Annotated in this window: 18 protein-coding genes; 4 read left to right on the top strand and 14 right to left on the bottom strand. The window is 62.3% G+C overall.

Annotated elements, in window-relative coordinates:
* Position 1 precedes the first annotated feature (1 nt).
* Positions 2-1,501, top strand: a complete 1,500-nt coding sequence (locus tag I6J26_RS04365) for a serine/threonine-protein kinase (protein ID WP_115023620.1) — start codon at positions 2-4, stop codon at positions 1,499-1,501.
* Positions 1,502-1,597: 96 nt separating this feature from the next.
* On the top strand, positions 1,598-2,788 hold the full coding sequence (locus I6J26_RS04370) for a serine/threonine protein kinase (RefSeq protein ID WP_115023622.1): 1,191 nt from the start codon (positions 1,598-1,600) through the stop codon (positions 2,786-2,788).
* A 9-nt stretch (positions 2,789-2,797) separates the two neighbouring features.
* On the opposite strand, the gene I6J26_RS04375 is transcribed toward I6J26_RS04370, so the two are convergent.
* Entirely contained in the window at positions 2,798-4,198 is a 1,401-nt protein-coding gene (locus tag I6J26_RS04375) for an MDR family MFS transporter (protein WP_115023624.1), read from the bottom strand.
* 204 nt (positions 4,199-4,402) lie between these two features.
* Here I6J26_RS04375 and I6J26_RS04380 point away from each other — a divergent pair, with 204 nt between their 5' ends.
* Complete coding sequence (locus I6J26_RS04380; protein ID WP_115023626.1) at positions 4,403-4,744, top strand: hypothetical protein; 342 nt, start codon at positions 4,403-4,405, stop codon at positions 4,742-4,744.
* Between the two features lie 26 nt (positions 4,745-4,770).
* Here I6J26_RS04380 and I6J26_RS04385 read toward each other — a convergent pair whose 3' ends face one another.
* The 3 genes from I6J26_RS04385 to lysS all read right to left on the bottom strand — a co-directional run bounded on the left by I6J26_RS04385 (position 4,771) and on the right by lysS (position 8,410).
* Complete coding sequence (locus I6J26_RS04385) at positions 4,771-5,670, bottom strand: hypothetical protein (RefSeq protein ID WP_115023628.1); 900 nt, start codon at positions 5,668-5,670, stop codon at positions 4,771-4,773.
* 12 nt (positions 5,671-5,682) lie between these two features.
* Positions 5,683-6,636 (bottom strand): hypothetical protein, encoded by a 954-nt coding sequence (locus I6J26_RS04390; protein ID WP_115023630.1) that lies wholly within the window; start codon positions 6,634-6,636, stop codon positions 5,683-5,685.
* Positions 6,637-6,835: 199 nt separating this feature from the next.
* Positions 6,836-8,410, bottom strand: coding sequence for a lysine--tRNA ligase (gene lysS, locus I6J26_RS04395; RefSeq protein WP_115023632.1), 1,575 nt, complete (start codon positions 8,408-8,410; stop codon positions 6,836-6,838).
* Between the two features lie 169 nt (positions 8,411-8,579).
* On the opposite strand from lysS, the gene I6J26_RS04400 reads away from it, so the two are divergent.
* On the top strand, positions 8,580-10,679 hold the full coding sequence (locus I6J26_RS04400) for a PhoX family protein (protein WP_115023634.1): 2,100 nt from the start codon (positions 8,580-8,582) through the stop codon (positions 10,677-10,679).
* A 59-nt stretch (positions 10,680-10,738) separates the two neighbouring features.
* Here I6J26_RS04400 and I6J26_RS04405 read toward each other — a convergent pair whose 3' ends face one another.
* Genes I6J26_RS04405 through ftsH form a run of 10 tightly spaced genes read right to left on the bottom strand, consistent with a single transcriptional unit; the run spans position 10,739 to position 19,695 of the window.
* Entirely contained in the window at positions 10,739-11,686 is a 948-nt protein-coding gene (locus tag I6J26_RS04405; protein ID WP_115023637.1) for a 2-dehydropantoate 2-reductase, read from the bottom strand.
* A 39-nt stretch (positions 11,687-11,725) separates the two neighbouring features.
* Positions 11,726-12,499 (bottom strand): pantoate--beta-alanine ligase, encoded by a 774-nt coding sequence (locus I6J26_RS04410; RefSeq protein WP_343215971.1) that lies wholly within the window; start codon positions 12,497-12,499, stop codon positions 11,726-11,728.
* Entirely contained in the window at positions 12,481-13,158 is a 678-nt protein-coding gene (locus tag I6J26_RS04415) for a hypothetical protein (protein ID WP_115023639.1), read from the bottom strand. Before I6J26_RS04415 ends, I6J26_RS04410 begins: the two co-directional genes overlap by 19 nt.
* Positions 13,159-14,439, bottom strand: coding sequence for a DUF6779 domain-containing protein (locus I6J26_RS04420; RefSeq protein WP_115023641.1), 1,281 nt, complete (start codon positions 14,437-14,439; stop codon positions 13,159-13,161).
* A gap of 5 nt (positions 14,440-14,444) precedes the next feature.
* The gene (locus I6J26_RS04425) at positions 14,445-14,918 is read right to left on the bottom strand and encodes a DUF3180 domain-containing protein (RefSeq protein WP_115023643.1); all 474 of its coding nucleotides are present in this window, start codon (positions 14,916-14,918) and stop codon (positions 14,445-14,447) included.
* On the bottom strand, positions 14,918-15,391 hold the full coding sequence (gene folK, locus I6J26_RS04430; RefSeq protein WP_115023645.1) for a 2-amino-4-hydroxy-6-hydroxymethyldihydropteridine diphosphokinase: 474 nt from the start codon (positions 15,389-15,391) through the stop codon (positions 14,918-14,920). The genes I6J26_RS04425 and folK overlap by 1 nt, the downstream gene beginning before the upstream one ends.
* Positions 15,391-15,762: a dihydroneopterin aldolase gene (gene folB / locus I6J26_RS04435; protein ID WP_115023648.1), complete on the bottom strand. Its 372-nt coding sequence runs from the start codon at positions 15,760-15,762 to the stop codon at positions 15,391-15,393. Before folB ends, folK begins: the two co-directional genes overlap by 1 nt.
* Positions 15,763-15,765: 3 nt before the next feature.
* Positions 15,766-16,695 (bottom strand): dihydropteroate synthase, encoded by a 930-nt coding sequence (folP, locus tag I6J26_RS04440; RefSeq protein WP_115023650.1) that lies wholly within the window; start codon positions 16,693-16,695, stop codon positions 15,766-15,768.
* Between the two features lie 5 nt (positions 16,696-16,700).
* Entirely contained in the window at positions 16,701-17,291 is a 591-nt protein-coding gene (gene folE, locus I6J26_RS04445) for a GTP cyclohydrolase I FolE (RefSeq protein ID WP_039676634.1), read from the bottom strand.
* Positions 17,281-19,695, bottom strand: coding sequence for an ATP-dependent zinc metalloprotease FtsH (gene ftsH, locus I6J26_RS04450; protein WP_115023652.1), 2,415 nt, complete (start codon positions 19,693-19,695; stop codon positions 17,281-17,283). The genes folE and ftsH overlap by 11 nt, the downstream gene beginning before the upstream one ends.
* Position 19,696: the final 1 nt, after the last annotated feature.

The raw sequence follows: 19,696 nt of genomic DNA on the forward strand, positions 1-19,696 counted from the left end.
AATGAACGCGCAGCCCACCGCCTCCGGCCTACCTTTGGATCTTGAGCCTGCGCTCAGTGCCAAAGGCTATTCGCAATTCCATCAGATCGGCGCCGGCGGCATGGGCACCATTGTTTTTGCCCGCAAGGAAAGCCTCGACCGCGAGGTGGCCATCAAGGTTATTGCCCAGCATGCGACTGGGGACGATGCGGAGGTCCGCCGCTTCATGGCGGAGATGCGCACGGTGGCAGCGCTGGATCACCCAGCTATCGTCCCCATCTACGACGGAGACATTACTCCTGGCGGCGTACCGTATTTCGTCATGAAGTTCCTGCGTGGGCCTAGTTTGGAGGCGCGCATCAACCGCCGGATCTTGGAGAATTCCAAGTTCACGGTGGAGCAGACCGTGCATCTGCTGACGCCCATCGCGCAAGCTCTGGATTATTTGGCGGCGCTTCCCTCCCCGGTCATTCACCGCGATGTCAAACCCGCGAACATCATCGCGGATAGTGATGCGAGTGACGAAGGATGCACTGTCATGCTCGCGGATTTTGGCATCGCCATCAATGAGGACGCTACCCGGATGACCCGCGAGGGCCTGCGCGTTGGCACCGATGCATACATGGCCCCAGAGCTCTACCCCACCCAGTTAGCGCAGGCCCCGCCGCAGCCCACGGCGGCCAGTGACCGCTACTCCCTGGCACTCATCGCGCTGGAAATGCTTACCTTGGTTAACTTACGTCGCGCTACGAGCCCGCAGCAGTGGGCTCACAGCCGCGTCATCCCGGAACTGACACCGCAGAACTTGGCGCTTGCCGACGGCCCCTCGGCACCCTCCCTCAACGCCTTCTTCGCCACCGCGCTCCACCCGGATCCGCAGCTGCGCTTTGCCACTTCCACCGAGATGATGGAAGCACTGGCCGCTGCAGCGGACACGGAAGGCCCTGTCACGGCACCGCAACCTTCCTCGCGGGGCACAGCACCATCCACCACGCCCGCCAACGCCGTTCCCGCACGCGCAGCCACCTCAGCGGGCGAGAATGCCGCGACTGCCCCCTCGCGACGTCGCTTCGCCCTTCTCGCCGCAGTTCTGGCGGGCATACTTCTTGTGACCAGTGTCGCCGGTGGCCTGGTTCTGGCTGGAACTGGCTGGGACGCCGAGGAGAAGGTCCTCGCCCAAGAGTTCCCACTGCTCTTCCCCGCACGCCCTGGCCGCGCGCCATGGAAGGACATGAACTGCCGCGCCGCAGAGCCGGAGTCGGGCCAACGGGCCCGTATTATTTGCGAAAGCGATGACCTCATCTTCGTCGGTGCCGACTTTGGTACCGAGGACGACCGAGACGCTATCGTGCCGGACACCGTCGAGGAGCTTAGCAGTGAGGCCTGCACCATCACGTCTGCCGAAATCCCCGATCAGCCCGGCACGTGGGGAATCTACCCCACCGGAGTGTCCGCCCGTTTTGCCTTCGTTCTCGCAGGTCCCAATGCCGAAGAGGACCGCCTAAACCTGCCTGTGTGCTAGCGCTGTGCTTCTTCCTTGCGTTGCTACGTGGCAAGACGTGTTGTCCCTTACACTAAAAGACGTTCCACATCGTCCGCCTAAGGATCTCCTCTCATCGTGACTACGCTTCCTGAATTCTTCACTACCCAGCACCAGCTGCGCGAACTCGCCGTCCTAGACCAGGGTGCCGGTTCCACGTTGTTCCTGGTTGAGGACCCCGCTCAGAATCAGCTCCTCGTGGAGTTGTTTTCCGCCGAGCACCGCGGCGTGCTGCGAGAAGCCGGCGTGGCCGGGCAGCTTCAGCACAGCGCCATCGCCCCCATCGTGGGAACCGGCACAACGACTAGCGGGCAAGAGTTCTTCGTACGCCGCTGTCTCCCGGGTGAACAGCTTTCGGACTACACCGGCTCCGGGGTAGGCGCACGGCATCTCTCCCGGGAAGAGGCTTTGGCCACGTTTGCCCCGCTGGCAGACGCCGTGGACTTTCTTTTGCAGCTTGACCGCGCCGGTTATGCCCTGCGCGCATTGAATCCACGGCGCATCATCTTAACCAGCAATCGCTCGACGGCGTTCCTCGCCACAGTCGGCCCCGAAGCGGCGTATACCCCGTCCCGGGCCTCCGCACAAGAGGTTATCGGGCGCCTCGCACAGCTGTTGTCTGCTGCGTATCCGGCTTTCCGCGCGAATGCGGCCTACCCTTCCGCCGCAGCCGTCCTCGAGGCTCTGCGCTCCCAGGGTTCCTACCACCAGGCACCCCCGACTGCGCCGCAGTCTGCCGTTCACCCAGCGCAGCAGCAGCCTGTCCAACAGCCGGCGCAGCAGCAGCCTGCGCAGCCCAAGAAGAAATCTTCCTCAAAACTCCTGCTAGGGCTCGGTACCGGCGTACTGGCCCTGCTGCTCATCGGTGGTCTTCTGTGGTTCTTCATCGGCCGCTCCTCGTGGTCAGAACAGGAGCAGGCGCTTGTCGACGCTCACCAGGGCCTCCTCAGCTCCGACCCCGGCGGCGAGGGCTTTGAGGGAGCAACCTGCGAATCCCGCTCGCCAGAGGACGGACAGGAAGCCAAAATCACCTGTACCGGTGATGGGGTGACGTACTCGGTGGCGAGTTATGGGGACGTCGAGAAGCGCGAAGCGGCCGGCCCAGCCCAAGGCGGACAGGAACTCTCCAACGGACAGTGCACGGTGCATAGCTACGATCTGTCCGATGCGGAGCCGTTGTACTACATGGCCGCCGAAGACTCGGACAGTGCCGTACTGGTGTGGGGCGAGGACGCCGAAGAGACGCGCTTGCGCCTGCCACTGTGCTAGTCCCCTCGGTTAGTCCACGCGCTTGAGCAGCGGTGCCAGCACCGCGATGACGATACCGGCAACGCCCGCAAAGAGGAAAGCCCAGTGCGTTCCCTGCGCTGTGGCGGCGGCAGGGCTTAAACCGGCCTCAGTACCCGCACTCGTGCCGCGGGTGAGAAAGACTACGAGGAAAGCTGTACCCATCGCGCCTGCCAACTGCTGGAACGTGTTCATAATGGCGGAGCCATGAGAGTAGAGCTTCTCCGGAAGCGAGGACAGCGCGGTAGTCATCAGCGGGGTCATCATGAGGCACATGCCCAAGGAGAACAGCACGTGCATGCCCACCACCATCCACAGCGTCGAGGACTCACCCAACGTGGCCATAAGCCACAGGCTCACCACCATAAACAGCGACCCTGGAATCATGAGCGGGCGCGGGCCCAAAGAGTCGAAGATGCGGCCCACAAAAGGTGAGAGAAAAGCCTGCAAAATACCGCCCGGCATGACTGCCAGGCCGGTGGCGAATGCCGTGGCGCCCAGGGTGGTCTGCAGGTAGATCGGCAAGACGGTCACCATGCCGAGCATGAGGCCGAAGGACACAAGCAGAATAATGACCGCCAGCGTGAAGTTGCGAACGTGGAATGGGCGCAAGTCCATCAGTGCGCGATCATCCAGGGCAAGGCGCCGCTGACGAAGGATGAAGACGATGAGCCCGACGGCTCCGATGACGCTCACGGCAAACTCTACCCACGCACCACCATTGAGCATCTTCTCAATCGACGACAGTCCGTAGACCAGCCCGCCAAAAGCAACGGCGGATAGGAGCACGGAGAGTCCGTCCAGCGGCACGTCGCGGCTCTCGCCCACGTTACTCAAGCGCCACAGGCCCGCGACCAAGATGAGTGCCATGAGGGGAACCATGGCCCAGAAAATGACATGCCAGGTATAGCGTTGAAGAATCGCGCCACCAACCGTCGGGCCCAAGGCAGGTGCCACCGAAATCACGACGGAAATAATCCCCATCACGGTTCCTCGGCGTTGCGGCGGGACCAGGGTCATGGCCACGGTCATGAGCGTCGGAATCATTAGCGCCGTGCCGCCCGCTTGGAGGACGCGACCGAAAAGAAGAATGACAAAACTCGGCGCAAGTGCTGCCACCACCGTGCCGACAAGAAACAGGCCGGTCGACGCGAGGAAAATCTGGCGAGTGGTGAGCCTTTCGATGAGGAAACCTGTTGTCGGAATCACCACAGCCATGGTGAGCATAAAGCCGGTAAGCAGCCATTGCGCGCTGGTGGCAGGGATTCCGAAGTCCGCCATGATCGCTGGCAACGCCACCGACAGCGACGTCTCATTGAGGATCATGACCATGGCCCCTAGCACGAGGATGCTGAGGTTGATAACGACCTTCGCAGGGATCTTAGCGGACATGCAGTAAGCAACACCTTTCCACAACCACACCGCCTCGCCACGGTGGCGGAGCGCAAAGGGAATAGAGTACTACTCGCTGTGCACGGGCGCCACACGGAGCGCAGCTACTGTGGCTTGGGTGACACTCCCCAGACTTTCAGCGAGCAGGTCGGTTGAGATGGCAGGGTAAACACCAACCTGCCTGCTAGAGAAAGGGCCCAACGGATGCAGCGGGAGCTCCACCTCATCAGCCCTGCCGGGAACAGCATCATCGTGCGTCCCGGGCAGCAGCTGGTGGCGGGCCGCGATGGTGACTTTCCCCTCGCCCCTGATGATGCCTCCATGCACCGCCACTTCCTCCGCTTTTGGCAGCAGGAAGATACGTGGATGGTGAGCAACGTGGGCAGTTTCCTCGCAGCCGAACTCTCCTCCCCACGCAGCCGCACCAACGGACCCATCCGGCTCGTTCCGCAGAGCACCGCGGCCATCCCGGAGGGGACCTCAATGCTGTGCTTTACGACGCCCAGCGGATCCTACGAACTCACCGTGACGCGCAGCCAGCCCTAGGCTGCACTCATAGAGTGTGCGCGGGTCTACAGCAGGACTACCGAACCGCCGCCATTCAGGCTGCACCCAAAGTGACGGTTTTCTGGGATGTCTTGTTGATTGCTCGGCGCAGAGAAAGAACACCACGCCTCACCAATCTTTCGAATCTGGCGCTGACCGCCCTCGGCGCGGCTCGTGCTATCAGCCATGTACTCCTTCATAGCGTCCATCGCGCGATTGCAATCGGTGCCGTCTTCCATCGCATACACGTTGCCTTCACCTGGAATCTGCCCACAGATGGTTCCGATGTCGGCTGTGCCGTCCGCATCCGGTGTCGGCGGGAAGGTATCTGAGTAGTACTCTCCCTCGTTCTTGACTGTGAAGTGATGTTCACCGTTTGTCACGGTGAATTCATCGCCGCTCAGGGCTTCAAAAGTGAAGCTTCCAATGGTGACGGTGTTGCCAGGCTCAAGCGTCACCGGACCAGGTGACGCCAGCCCTCCCGCCACTGCAGGAAAGAAACCCTTCTCCGGTTCAAACCACACGTTGTTAGATTTCCACGAGTGAGGGCTGTTCTGCGGGTAGAGAGGAGGATCCGCAAAGAAAGCGTCACAGCGGAGAAAATCCTCATCCGCATCCACAAGACAAGCCACACGTTCATCGGGGCTACGCACGCCGTACACCGTCCCTGCTGAGTCCCCGGTTTCGGTGTCGATAAACTCATCGGGGCTACGTTTCTCAAGGTCCGAGTCTGTGTTCTCCCCCGTGGTGGTCGTTGGCCGCGGGCCTTCCTCGGAAGCATCAGATTCGGAAGCCTGCGAAGAGTCGGCGGGTGCCACTGTTGTGAACCGCGAGCTCGATTCCGTGTTTTCGGAAACCTCAGAGGTACACGACACCGCGGCGCTTGCCACAACAGCACCTGCAAGGACAATGAGAAGTCGCTTCATGCTGCGTTGGCCCTACTGTAGTGTGCCCATGTTGCGCGGAGTAATCACCACAACGCCGCCGCCGCTATTCAAACTGCAGCCAAGCATGCGATTCTCCGGGATGTCCTCCCACAGCCGCGGCGCAGAGTAGCTGCACATACCTAGGTCAGAGGGCAACATACCGCGGCTTCCGCCCTCCCCGGATTGCCAGTCGTGGTTGACATAGTTGTCCAAAATCTCCATGGCGTCTGCGCAGTTCGTACCGTCTTCCCTGACATAGACATTGCCGGTTTCCCCACCCGACGTTTCGATTTGGCCGCACACCGTTCCTGCGAAGGCGTTACCGTTGCCATCTGGCTTCGGCGGGAAGGTGTCCGAATAGTACTGTCCATCATCCTTGACGGTGAAGTGATGGCCTTTAGCCTTCACCGTGATCTCGTTGGCGCTGGGCGCCTCGAAGGAGACGGTGTCAAAGGTTACGCTTTCTCCCTCATTAAGGGGCGTCATCTCACCAGGCGTGTAGAACTCAATCGCCCACGATGGGTAGAAGCCCCGGTCATCCTGAAATGCCACCAAGTTTGACCTCCACGACATTTGCGTGAGCCCAGGGTAAATCGGCGGGTCAGCAAAATCGACAGCACACGTAGGCACATCAGCCTCCTCATAGATGAGGCAGCGGACCCGACCATCGGCACTAGCTACGGCCGGAATAGGGTTAGGAAAATGTTCGAGGCTGCTTGCTAAAAAGTCTTGGGGATCGCGTTCCTTCAGACCCGAACTATCTTCATCCTTTTCCTTTTCTTCTTCCTGAGAGGTCGTCGGCGACGGACTCTCTTCCGAAGATTCAGTGTCGTCGGTGGACGAGGAAGCTGCGGTAGAGGTTTGCTGGAATTGGGGTTCATCGCTGGCAGTGTCATCAGCAGAAGAGCAGGACGCCGCGGTGCAGGCAATCATCGCGACGGAGAGAATAGGGAAAAGTTTCTTCATACCTGCATCGTTCCACGATCGCAGTCTCCCCGCGAGATGTCACAATATTTTCCCTATCCGGGGGTGCCGGAAAGTGCAAAGGCCGTAGCCTCACAGCGTGATCTGCCCTATAGCTGCAGTTCGGTGGAGCACCATCAGCATGAACAAGCCCGCGCAGCCAAGAGGGTGGCGTGCGCGGGCTGTGCGGAAACCGGTGGGCTTAGGCCTCCGGCTTCACAATCGGGAAGAGAACAGTCTCACGAATACCCAGGCCGGTCAGGGCCATGAGCAGACGGTCAACGCCCATTCCGGTGCCGGCTGTCGGCGGCATACCCTGCTCCATGGCTGCCAGGAAGTCCTCATCCAACACCATGGCTTCCTCATCGCCACCGGCGGCCAAGCGAGCCTGGTCCTCGAAGCGCTCACGCTGGATAACCGGGTCCACCAGCTCGGAGTAGCCGGTAGCAAGCTCGAATCCGCGGACGTAGAGGTCCCATTTCTCGGTAACGCCTGGCTTGGAGCGGTGCTGACGGGTCAGCGGGGAGGTTTCCACCGGGAAATTCTTCACAAAGATCGGACCTTCCAACTGGTCCTCACAAAGAACCTCCCAGATTTCCTCGACCAGCTTGCCGTGGCCCCAGCCGCCGTTCTTCGGCACATCAAGACCAATGACGTCAGCGATGCCCTTCAGCGTTTCCACGTCGGTGTCAATGGTGACCTCGGGCTGGCCCGGGAACTTGCGCTGCAGAGCCTCATTGAGGGAGGGGTACATCTCAATCTCCGGCCACTCGTCGCCGCCGAAGTCATACTCGGTGCCATCAGCCAACGTCACGGTGGTGGAGCCGAAGACGGCGCGGGCCACGGCCTGGATGGACTCGCGAGTGGTACGTGCGCAGTCGTCGTAGTCGCCCCAAGCGGCGTAGGTTTCCAGCATGGCGAACTCTGGGGAGTGGGAGCGGTCGACGCCCTCATTACGGAAGTTGCGGTTGATCTCAAACACGCGGTCAATGCCGCCAACGACGGCCCTCTTCAGGAAGAGCTCCGGGGCGATGCGCAGGTAAAGGTCAATATCCAGCGCATTGGAGTGGGTTACGAAGGGGCGGGCAGCCGCACCGCCATGCAGGGTCTGGAGCATCGGGGTTTCGATCTCTACGAAGCCCTCACCCTCCAGGTAATTGCGCAGCGCACGCATGACCTTGACACGGGTCATGGCATTTTTGCGGGCCTCCTCGCGCACGATGAGGTCATTGTAGCGCTGGCGAACGCGGGTCTCCTCATTCATGTCAGCGAAGGAGACCGGCAGCGGGCGCAGGGACTTAGCAGCCATGGTCCATGCGGAAGCCATGACGGACAGCTCCCCGCGGCGCGAAGCAATAACGCGGCCACGCACGGAGATGAAGTCACCCAAGTCGACGTCAGACTTCCAGGCCGCAAGGCGCTCTTCGCCGACCTCAGCCAGGGAGAGCATGGCCTGTACCTGGGTGCCGTCGCCATCCTGCAAGGTGGCGAAGCACAGCTTGCCTGTATTGCGCATAAAGATTAGGCGGCCAGCGATAGCAACCTCAACGTCGGTCTCCTCGCCGGCGTTAAGGTAGGTAACTCCCTCATCACCACTAGGCTCTTCGCCTTCAGCCAGCACCTGGTACTTCTGGCGCAGATCCTTCATGGAGATCGTGCGCTCAACAGTCACCGGGTAAGGATCGGTGCCGGATTCCAGCAGACGTGCGCGCTTCTCGCGGCGAATGCGCAGCTGCTCAGGGACGTCGTTAACTTCAGTATTCTTCTTCTCGCTCACGGTTGTCTAGGGTAGTCGATCCCTATGCGCGGGCGCGATCCCGATTCACAGAGTGTTCACCTCAAAGACATGAGGGATCAAGCGGCTGGTCACCTTAACAGGATTAACTCAGAGGGTCCGATACGACATCTCTGCGATTCTCAATTACTACGATCTCAGGAGCACTCCCATGGCACTTCACGGCCGCAACCTCTTGACTAACATGTTCACTTCTTCTCGTTCCTCCCTTACCTGCACCTACAAGTGCGGTAACGCCTGCTTCGGCGAATGCGAGAACACCTCTGATAACCCGTACTTCGGTGACCAGTTCTCCCGTCGTACCGCTCTGCGCGCCGGCGGCTTGGCTGTCGTCGCCGTCGGTGGCTCCTCCGCCCTGGCTGCGTGTGCCGCTCCGGGTGAGGAAGACTCTGCTGCTGGCAGCAGCGCCGCTGGCAAGACCTCCGAAGTCAAGGAATCGGAAATTGAGCTGACCTCCGCTGAGGGCATGCACTTCGAGAAGGTCGAGCCGAACACCAAGGATGAAGTTGTTATCCCGAAGGGCTACGAGCAGTCCGTTCTTATCGCCTGGGGCGACCCGGTCATCGAAGGCGCTCCGGAGTTCGACGTCAACAACCAGACCGCCGAGGCTGCTGAGAAGCAGTTCGGCTTCAACAATGACTTCGCAGGCCTCATCGAGCACCCAGATGACAAGAACCGCCTCATCTACATGTGCTCCCACGAGTACACCACCGAGCCGATGATGTTCCCGGACTACGATCCGGAGAACCCGACCGAAGAGCAGGTCAAGATTGGTTGGGCTGGCCACGGCCACACCATCCTCGAGGTCTCCAAGGTGGGCGACACCGGTGAGCTCAAGCGCGAATTCGGTCCGCTCAACCGCCGTATCACCGCCACCACCCCGTTCACCCTGGTTGGTCCGGCAAAGGGCTCTGACTTTGTCAAGACTTCTGCTGACCAGAAGGGCGAGAAGGTCCTCGGTACCCTCAACAACTGCTCCGGTGGCGTGACCCCGTGGAACACCATGCTGTCCGGCGAGGAGAACTTCGACCAGTACTTCGCTGGTGGCGACGTCAAGGATGAGAAGGCTGCCGAGTCCCTCAAGCGTTTCGGCATCAAAGAGGGCCCGTCCGATCGTAAGTGGGAGAAGTACGATGACCGCTTCGACGTCACCAAGGAGCCGAACGAGCCGAACCGCTTCGGCTGGCTCGTAGAAATCAACCCGCTCGATCCGGAATCCACCCCGGTTAAGCACACCGCAGTGGGCCGCTACAAGCACGAGGCCGGCAACATCCACATCGCCAAGGACGGCACCGTGGTGTGCTACTCCGGTGATGACTCTCGCTTCGAGTACATCTACAAGTTCGTCTCCTCCAAGAAGTACAAGGAAGGCGACCTCAAGCACAACATGTCCATTCTGGACCACGGCACCCTCTACGTCGCCAAGATGGAAGGTAACTCCCCAGAGAAGGAAATCGACGGTTCCGGTGTCCTGCCGGAGGACGGCGCTTTTGACGGCTCCGGTGAGTGGGTCAAGCTGCTGACCTCTGACACCGAGAACAACAAGTTCGAGTCCCACGTTGATGGCATGTCCGCTGAGGAAGTTGCCATCTTCACCCGTGAGGCTGCCGACAAGGTCGGCGCTACCAAGATGGACCGCCCGGAGGACGTGGAGATCAGCCCGGCCAACGACAAGGTCTACGTTGCTCTGACCAACAACAAGTACCGCGGTGCTACTGGCGAAAACGCCAAGAAGAACCAGGAAGACCCGATGGAGTACGCTCCGGTCAAGGAAAACAAGAACGGCCTCGTCATGGAGATCGAGGACGACCACGCTGGTGAGAAGTTCACCTGGAACCTTCTGCTGGTCTGTGGTGACCCGAAGGAAGCCAACACCTACTTCGGTGGCTTCGACAAGGAGAAGGTCTCCCCGATTTCCTGCCCGGATAACCTGGCCTTCGATAGCCACGGCAACCTGTGGATTTCCACCGACGGCAACGCCCTGGATTCCAACGACGGTCTGTACGCCGTGACTGTCGACGGTGAGACCCGCGGCGAGCTCAAGTGCTTCCTCACCGTCCCGGCTGGTGCTGAGACCTGTGGCCCGATTGTTGATGATGACCGCGTGATGGTCAACGTTCAGCACCCGGGTGAGGCCGATGACGCCACCTTCGAGAACGCTACCTCCCACTGGCCTGACGGTGGCAACTCCACCCCGCGTCCGGCCGTGGTTGTGGTCTGGAAGAAGGACGGCAAGATCGGTTCTAAGTAAAGAACCTCCTCGGTGAGTAGCTCACCCCGAGCTACTCACCACCACCTGTTGCGTTCGCCTTAGGACGAGCGCAACTGGGCTTCGAGCACATCCTGCGCGAAGTCCCACAATGGGGTCTTGACCCCAGCCTTGGCGCCCATGCGTCGGATTGCTCCGACCTGGGCGTCAAGTTCGTTTGGTAGACCTTCTTTGATGTCACGCTGCATGGAGGACGTGTTGTCCGGGTGCTGCTGGCGGGCGAACTCCATGGTCTGTTCCACCACATTGTCGGGCAGGTCCACACCGAGTGCACGTCCAACTGCCTCGACTTCGCGCATAAAGGCCTCAAGCTGGCCGGGGATTTCCTGACAAAGGTAACCAATTGGTTTATCCACCAAGGCGCCTAAGGCACCTGTGGAGGTAACGAACATGGCTTTCGACCAGACGTCGACAAGCGCGGCGTCGTGGAATTTGCTGGAGGCACCCGCCTCCTTGAGAGCGGCCGCCAGCTCCTCACCCGTGCGACACAGGGACTCCGGTGCATCGGCACTCAGCGGACCGAAAGCCAGGGATAAGGGCCCCGGATTGCGCTTGATCTGAGCCGGCCCCAGACGGGTGGCATAGACGCGAGCAACACCGGCGAGGATGTTTTCCTCCCCGAATTCCTCGGCCGCTAAGTATGGAATCTCTACCGAGTTGTGCGTGGTCACCACAGGGATCCCCTGCAGGACCTCGCGGTCTGCAGCGCTGCCAAAGGTCTCGTTACCCGGCAGCGCCTTCGACGCGATAATCGCCACGTCCAGCCCACCCAAGAGCTTCTTGACCTCAGCAAAGGATTGCGCAGCCGGGACCTTAATGACCTCGGTGGTGGTGGGCTCTGCGTGGGCGTCGATCAGCGTCACGCCCGTCTCTCCCAGCACCCGCAAGGTCTCACCACGAGCGACGAAGGCGACGTCGTGGCCCGCTGCTTTCAGTTTTCCGCCAAAGTATCCGCCGATGGCGCCGGCTCCCAGAATTCCGATCTTCATGCCTCCAACCTAGCCGGTTGTAACGCATGCCACAGGCTTTTATCCACGCTGCTCCAGATTGCGGAAGCCAATGCCCAACGGCACGCCTGCGTTGTCGATGAGCCGCACGCCACCAATGGTGGCTGCGATAAAGAGGCGGGCATCGCCCTCTGCGGGGGCCTCACCCAGGTCGCGCCCGCGCAGCTCCACGTATTCCGGCTCGACGCCTGCGGCAGTGAGCACCTCACGTGCCACGCGGACGACCTCTTCAGCCCCGGATTCCGCCGCGTACGCACCGGCGGTGAGTGCCGCTGACAAGGCGCAGGCTTGCTCGCGTGCTTCGGGTGCCACGTCAGCGTTGCGTAGGCTCATCACCACCCCATCCGGCATGCGCACCGAGGGCACGCCCTGCACACGCACCCCGATGTGAAGGTCCGTAAAAGCTTGTTGGGTAGCCACGAGCAGCTCGTAGTCCTTCTCCCCCATGAACACATCGCTGGGACCCAAAGCACAGGTCAGCGCCACAATGCGGGTCAACTCCGCGCTCACATCTTCCATGCCGTGATCGGGCGCGAGGATCCGCGTGCGCTGGCTCTGCGTGCCATAGCGCCACACCACGTCGACGCCGTCGAGGGCGGTGATGTCAGCGTCGTCGTCAACGGCGACGACAACCACGCCTCCACGCACGCGCTGTGCTGCCTGCACCAGAGCCAAGTGACCCGCATGGATGTCACGGCCCAGCGGCACGAGCACCACCCGCTTGCCTGTCTTGCGGTAGGCACTGCCGACCATGCGGATGCGCTCGATGTCCTCCACTAGGAGTTGCTCTGCCACGGCGCTTCCTTTCTTACTGCCCACAGTTCCAGTTCTTCAATCTTCTCCTGCTCGCCCACCATCCGGGCAACATCGCGGTAGTTGCGCGCCATGCCGATCTCCACGGCGGCGGGGTAGGCATCGATAATGTCATCGGCGTCGAGGTCGAAGGAGCTGCCCATAAAATCTTCGATAATCCCCGCCTTTATCGACGCCCACGCGGTGAGTGCAGCGAGCATTTCCGCGTAGAACAGCCGCGCGGCTCGCTCGGCACGTTGTACCTCAGGCACCGTTTCTGCGGTCTGGTGAATCTCTGAAAGCAACAGACTAATGACGGTCTCCGCTACCTCATCGGGTGAGCTCACCGCGTAGGAGTCACCCATTGGCGCTGCGGCAATCGTCACGCAGCCCTGCGTCTCCAGCTCATCGAGCGCTTCCACACCGGCCAACAACGAGGTGTGGATGACGATCTGTCTCGGGCGCACGTGCGGGACCACATCCCCCACAGCTGCCTCCAGCTCCCTCGCCGTCGCGGCGAGAATCAGCGCATCGAAGCGGTCCAGCTGGGCGGGGTCCTCAAGCTTCTCAATGGTGTGGCCAGCCATCTCCAGACGGAGGGCGAAGTGAATGCCGGCTCGGGAATCACCCCACACCGCCACCCGCATGCGTGGTGCCTGCATCTACTTCTTGTCGTCCTTGTTCCGCTGTTCCTTTCCGCGCTTGCTTCGCGCCATGAGCTCAGCCACGGAGACCGCGCCCTCGCGCTTCTCATCACTGCGGCGGCGGCCGCGAGTGTCCTCTGCCCGCGCTGCCTGCTGCGCGCTGTCTGCCTCCGGCTTGCGGTGACGGTGGTGCGGCCGCGCGGAGCCAGCATCCTCCTTGACGTGCTGCGCACCTGCAGCACCCTGGTTCCACTGCACGGCTTGGAAGCTATCGGTCTTGAACTCCGGCTGCTGCTGCGTCGTCGTCTCAGTCGACGGACCATCTGCTGCGCGCTTAACCGATTGAGCAGACTGCGCAGGCTTCGGCGCCTGCGTGACGTGGTCCGATTGCACTGGCTTCGGCGTCTGTGCAGATCGCGTCGGTTGCGGCGTCTGCGTCGGCTGCGCGGGCTGGTCCTCTCGGCGCGGCTCGCCCATCGGGCGGAATGCCGGGGCCTGGCCCTGCGAGGAGCGCGGCTCGCCAAACGGTGCCGGTCGTGCTCCCTGCTCCTGCGAGCGCTGCGGCTGTTGCTGCGAGCGCTGCGGCTGTTGCTGACCAGTTGGCTGCTCCGCCGGCTGCGGCTGTGGCTTACCGGCAGGCTTGGCCGCGGGTTTCTCCGCAATCAGGTTATCCAGCGGGTTGCTCACGGGATGGGTGGGCTGGGTGCCAAGGCGGCCCGCGACGGCGTCGGCAGTCGGGGCACCGCCAGACTTCTGGGTGAAGTTCACGGAGTTGGCATCGCCGCGCTCATCCACGCCGGCGCTGCCAGCCTTGCGCTCCAGCTCCTGGATGCGGCGAGCCTCCGCATACAGGGCTGCGGGTTCGTAGACCCATTCGCGGCCCGAGATCTCCTCAATCTGAGTGCGGATGGCTTCGAGCTCAGAGCGGATTTCTGCGAGAACCTCGCTGTTGTCCGCGGCTCCCGCACCGGAGGCCGTCAGGGTGGACGCAGCGTGAGCACGTTCCACGTCTAACAGTTCCTTGGCTTCCTGGGCCTGGCGGCGGTAGCGCACCACAAGGAAGAAGCCCAGCACCGCAGCCCACAAGGATGCCAGCAACGCAATTTTAAGGGCATTGGCCGAGCCTGAAATGAGCATGACCAGGCTGGCAATCACTGCCAAGATGACCAGGATGATAAGTCCGATGGAACCGGCGTCTGTCTTTGAGTCAGACGTGGTCTTAAACTCAGCCGCTGGCTGCGAAATCTGCGATGCGGCCGGCTCGTGCGGGGGCTCGGGAGAATGCTGCGGGCTCGTCATGTCCACTAACTTACCGCTTGTGCTCCGTCGGATGGAGGTGGAACCTCGCAGTGTCGCTCCAACACCACGCCGGCTACACTCATCGCTGCCCCACCCAGGGTGGAAGCAAGCACTCCGGCGAGGTCCCCGGAGGCGGCCACGAGTTCGCCGACGCGCGGCACGACGTACACGGCGATGCCGGCGTAGGCCCCGCCCACAATGGCGCCGGTCCATGCTGAGGCTTTGCCGACCAACAAGAATTGCGCAATGGTCATGGGGTTAAGCTGCGAGTTGTCCAAACCGATTCCGTGCTCATCTTCCTTAGCACTGCGCACCTTGAGGGTAAGGACGCCGCACACCACCGCCATGGCCCACAGGGAAATCGATACCGTTGCTGGGATAGCCAGCATCGAGCCATAAAAGCGGGTGGTGAGAATAGCAGCCGCGGCGGCTACAAACAGGGCCGTGCCAACGAGCGCGCTAATCGACGTCCTCGTCATTACTCATTCACTTCCTTTACCGCCGCAACCTCCTCCTCGTCGAGGCCGGCGATGAGCTCGCGCACTGAGGTGCCGTTGAGCTCCGCGTCTGGGTCCGCGGCCAACCACGGCACGAGCACGAAGGCGCGCTGGTGTGCATACGGGTGCGGAAGGGTAAGTTCTGGGTCGTCGGAAGTCACGCCGTCTATCTGCACGATGTCCACGTCCAAAGTGCGCGGGCCCCAGTGCCGCACGCGGACACGCTCGGCAGCCTCCTCCAGCTTCTGCCCGCGGCGCAGAAGCTCCAGCGGAGTGCAGTCCACGTCCACGATGAGCACCGCATTGAGGAAATCTCCCTGGTCTGTCACTCCCCACGGTGGGGTGGCATAGACCGGAGAGGCGGCGATGGTCTCATCGGCAAACTCGTCGAAGACGGTCTGGAGGAGCGCGCGGCGGTCTTCCATATTGGAGCCGATGGACAGGACTGCGCGCATTAGCCTGCCATCCTCTTCCGGGAGCGGCGGGCTACAACGGCCACGTCGGCGAAGGTGCGTGGGATGGGTGCCTTCGGCTTGTGGATGGTCACCTCGATGGCGTGAAGAATATCGAAGCGCTCCATTGCAGTCTCGGCGACCTCCGCGGCCACTGTCTCGATGAGATCGCGGGACGGGCCTTCGACGATGCCCGCGGCGACGTCGGCAAGCTCGGCGTAATCCACCGTACGGCTTAAGTCATCCTCGATTCCCGCGGTGTCTAGCCAACAGGTGACATCCACGATGAAGGGCTGCCCCGTCTTCTTCTCTTCCTCGAAGACGCCGTGGTAGCCAAAGCACTCCAGGCCAGTAAGTTCGATACGATCCGCCATGTTTTAGGCCCTTCCCAAAGACGTCGAGACCACCGTGCCACCATCGGCACCGTTGGCGTAACTTCCGGAGGCATGCGCGCCGCCCGTATACGCCGCGCCTGAATTCCAGGCGGCGGCAACATCCACGGCATCGCGCGAGACGTCCACTTCGTGCACGCGCACGCCCCACGCGCCCATCTGTGCGGAGATTGCCGTGACGGCCGCGGTGGCCGGATCCGCGAGCAGCGGGCTGGACTCGGCCCCGCGGTCCTCCCGAATAGCCGCGAGGAAGCGCTTGCGGGAGGCCCCCACGAGCAGTGGGAATTCGCCCTGGAGGAACTCCGGCAGGGCCTTGAGAAGCGCCCAGTTATCCTGCGGGGACTTGGCAAAGCCTAGGCCGGGGTCGACCACGATGTTGTCGTGGCTGACGCCGGCGGCCAGTGCGGAATCCGCCAGCGCCGCCAAAGAATCGTGCACATCGCGCACTACATCGCCGCCGTGGTCCGCCACACCGGCCGCGCTGCCGAACTGAACGGTGCGCCAGTGCATCAGGCACACCGGAAGACCCGTGGCAGCCATGGTGCGATACATGTCCGGGTCGGCAGCGCCACCGGAGACATCATTAATCATGTCCACGCCGGCTTCGGCTGCCGCTGCGGCTACCGACGCCCGCATCGTATCCACCGAGGTCTTTATCCCCTCCTCGTGCAGTGCCTTGATGACGGGCACGACGCGGCTCTCTTCCTCCTCGGCAGCCACGCGCACCGCACCGGGGCGGGTGGACTCGCCGCCGACGTCAATCATGTCCGCGCCCGCGTCCACGAGGTTGTGGGCGTGTGCAAGGGCATCATCTACCTTGATCCAGCGCCCTCCGTCGGAGAAGGAATCCTCCGTGACATTGAGGATTCCCATGACCAACGTGCGGCCGGGGACGGTGAGGTTGCTGACTGCCATAGGGGTTAGCTCCTAATCAGGCTCATGACCTCCGCACGGGAGGCCGCGTTCTTCTTGAAACCGCCGCGCACCGCGGACGTCGTCGTCGTTGCCCCCGGCTTGCGGATGCCGCGCATCGCCATACACAGGTGCTCGCATTCGATGACCACGATGACGGACTGGGCGTGGAGAACCTCCACCAGCGCATCGGCGATCTGGCTGGTCAGGCGTTCCTGCACCTGCGGACGCTTGGCGTACATATCCGCCAGGCGTGCCAGCTTGGACAAGCCGGTGACATGACCGTCAGGGCCCGGGATGTAGCCGATGTGCGCCGTGCCATAGAAGGGCACGAGGTGGTGCTCGCACGTGGAGTAGATGGGGATATCGCGCACGAGGACGAGCTCTTGGTGCTCCTCGGCGAAGGTCTTGTGGAGGACCTCCGTGGGGTCTTCGTGCAGCCCGGCGAAGACCTCCGCATAGGCACGAGCCACGCGCGCTGGGGTCTCGCGCAGGCCCTCGCGGTCGGGGTCCTCGCCCACGGCGATGAGCAGCTCGCGCACGGCGGCTTCCGCGCGCTCGTGGTCGAATTCGCGCTGAGCTGGGATGTTATCGCTCATTGTCCTGGCCGTCCTTGTACGGGTTGTTGCGGTGGTCCTGCTCGCCCCAGCCGGGTGCGCCCCAGCCGTGGTTTCCATGACCGTCATGACTGCTGTGACTGTCATGGCTGTCGGGCTTGGCGTGGCGTCCACGGCGCTCCGCCTTGCGCTGCGGCTCCGGGGCATCCGTTACGCGCGGGATTTCCTGGGTCTCATCGTGGCTGAGGCCGCCCTGGGCGTTGCGCAGTTCCTGTTCCGGCACCTCCTGCTCGTGGCCGGTCGCATCGGTGACGGGCTTAGCTTCAGACTCACCGAAGAAGGTATTACCCTGGTCAGGGTCCACAACGTCACCGGCATGCTGTCCAAAGCTGAAGCCGATTTCCTTCTCCGAAGCGGTGGGCTCAGCCTGTCCCTTTTCTTGAGCGGCGAGGCGGCGCTCGCGGGCGGCCCGGGAGGCGTCGAGAAGCGTCATGCGCTTCGGCAGCTCCTCACCGCGCTCCTTGGCCAGCTCCACTGGGGTCTTCACGGGCTCGCGGCCGGCTTGGCGCGGGAAGCGCTCGTCCTCATTCGGGAAGACGTCGAAAGCTTCGCGCGGCTCGATGCCCTCAAAGATGCCCTCGAGGTCTGGGCGGCGCAGGGTCTCCTTCTCCAGGAGCATCTCCGCCAGGGTGTCGAGGTAATCGCGGTGTTCAGACAGGATGTCATAAGCCTGCTGGTGCGCGCTGTTCAGGAGGTAGGCCATCTGCTCATCAATCTTGGCGGCAATGGCATCGGAGTAGTCGATGGTCCCGCCGCCACCCATCTGGCTGAAGGGATCGCCCTGCTCCTTGCCGTACTTGACGGTGCCCAGATCCGGCGAGAAGCCGTACTCGGTAAGCATGGACCGCGCAATCTTGGTGGCGTGCTCGATATCGGAGGAAGCACCGGTGGTTGGTGCGCCGAAGACCAGCTCCTCAGCGGCACGGCCGCCCATGGCGAAGACGAGGCGCGCGAAGAGCTCATCGCGGGTATACATGCCCTTGTCGTCTTCCTGCGCTGTCATAGCGTGGCCACCAGTGCGCCCGCGGGCCAGGATGGTGACCTTGTAGACGCGCTCAATGTCCTTGAGCGCCCACGCGGCCAGCGTGTGACCGCCCTCGTGGTAGGCGGTGACCTTCTTTTCATGCTCGGAAATGATCTTGCCCTGGCGGCGCGGGCCGCCGACGACGCGGTCGGTAGCCTCTTCCAGCGCATCATAGGTAATGACGTTGCCGCCGATGCGGGCGGTGAGCAGGGCGGCCTCGTTGAGCACGTTGGCCAGGTCCGCGCCGGACATGCCGGCGGTGCGCTTGGCCAGCTGTGCCACATCTACTTCCTTGGCCAGCGGCTTGTCCTTGGCATGCACGCGCAGAATCTGCTCGCGGCCGGCCAGGTCCGGGTTGGTGACCGGGATTTGGCGGTCGAAGCGGCCCGGGCGTAGCAGCGCCGGGTCCAGGATGTCGGGACGGTTGGTGGCCGCGATGAGGATAACGCCCTCGCGGTCACCGAAGCCGTCCATCTCCACGAGCAGCTGGTTGAGGGTCTGCTCGCGCTCATCGTGGCCACCGCCGGTACCGGAGCCGCGCTGGCGGCCCACGGCATCAATCTCATCAACGAAGATGATGCACGGGCTATTTTCCTTGGCCTGCTTGAACAGGTCGCGCACGCGGGAGGCACCCACGCCGACGAACATCTCCACGAAGTCGGAGCCAGAAATGGAGTAGAACGGCACACCGGCCTCGCCCGCCACGGCACGGGCTAGCAAGGTCTTACCGGTGCCCGGCGGGCCGTAGAGAAGCACGCCGCGCGGAATCTTCGCGCCGAGGGCATGGTAGCGCTCCGGATCATCGAGGAAGTCCTTGATTTCCTGCAGCTCATCCACGGCCTCGTCTGCGCCGGCCACATCCGCGAAGGTGTTGGTCGGCATATCCTTGGTCAGCTCCTTGGCCTTGGAGCCGCCAATGCCAAACATGCCGCCAGCGCCCTGCTGCATGCGCGACATCATCCAGAACAACAGCGCAAAGAGCAGCAGCATCGGCAGCAGGAAGCTAATCATCGAGCCGATGAAGGAATCCTGTGTGACCTTCGTCTGGTACTTCTCAGCACCGGAGTCCTTGACCGCGTTAAAGACCTGCTCGGAGGCACGTGCTGGGTACTTGGCAATGACCTCCTCGATGCCCTCCTGCTCTTCCACCGTCACCGGCTTCTTGAGCTTGAGGCGCACTTGCTGCTCACGGTCGTCGATTTGCGCTTCCTCGACGTTCTTAGAGGTCAGCTGCTCCATGGCCACCGAGGTGTCCACCTGTTTGAAGCTGCGGGCATCGTTGGTAAAGAACGTGAATGCGTACAGCAGGATGAGGACCAGGCCCGCGATGGAGCCGTAGCGGATGATGTTCTTGTTTTTCATT

It is taken from the genome of Corynebacterium minutissimum, assembly GCF_016889765.1.
GTDB classification, from domain to species: Bacteria; Actinomycetota; Actinomycetes; order Mycobacteriales; family Mycobacteriaceae; genus Corynebacterium; species Corynebacterium minutissimum_B.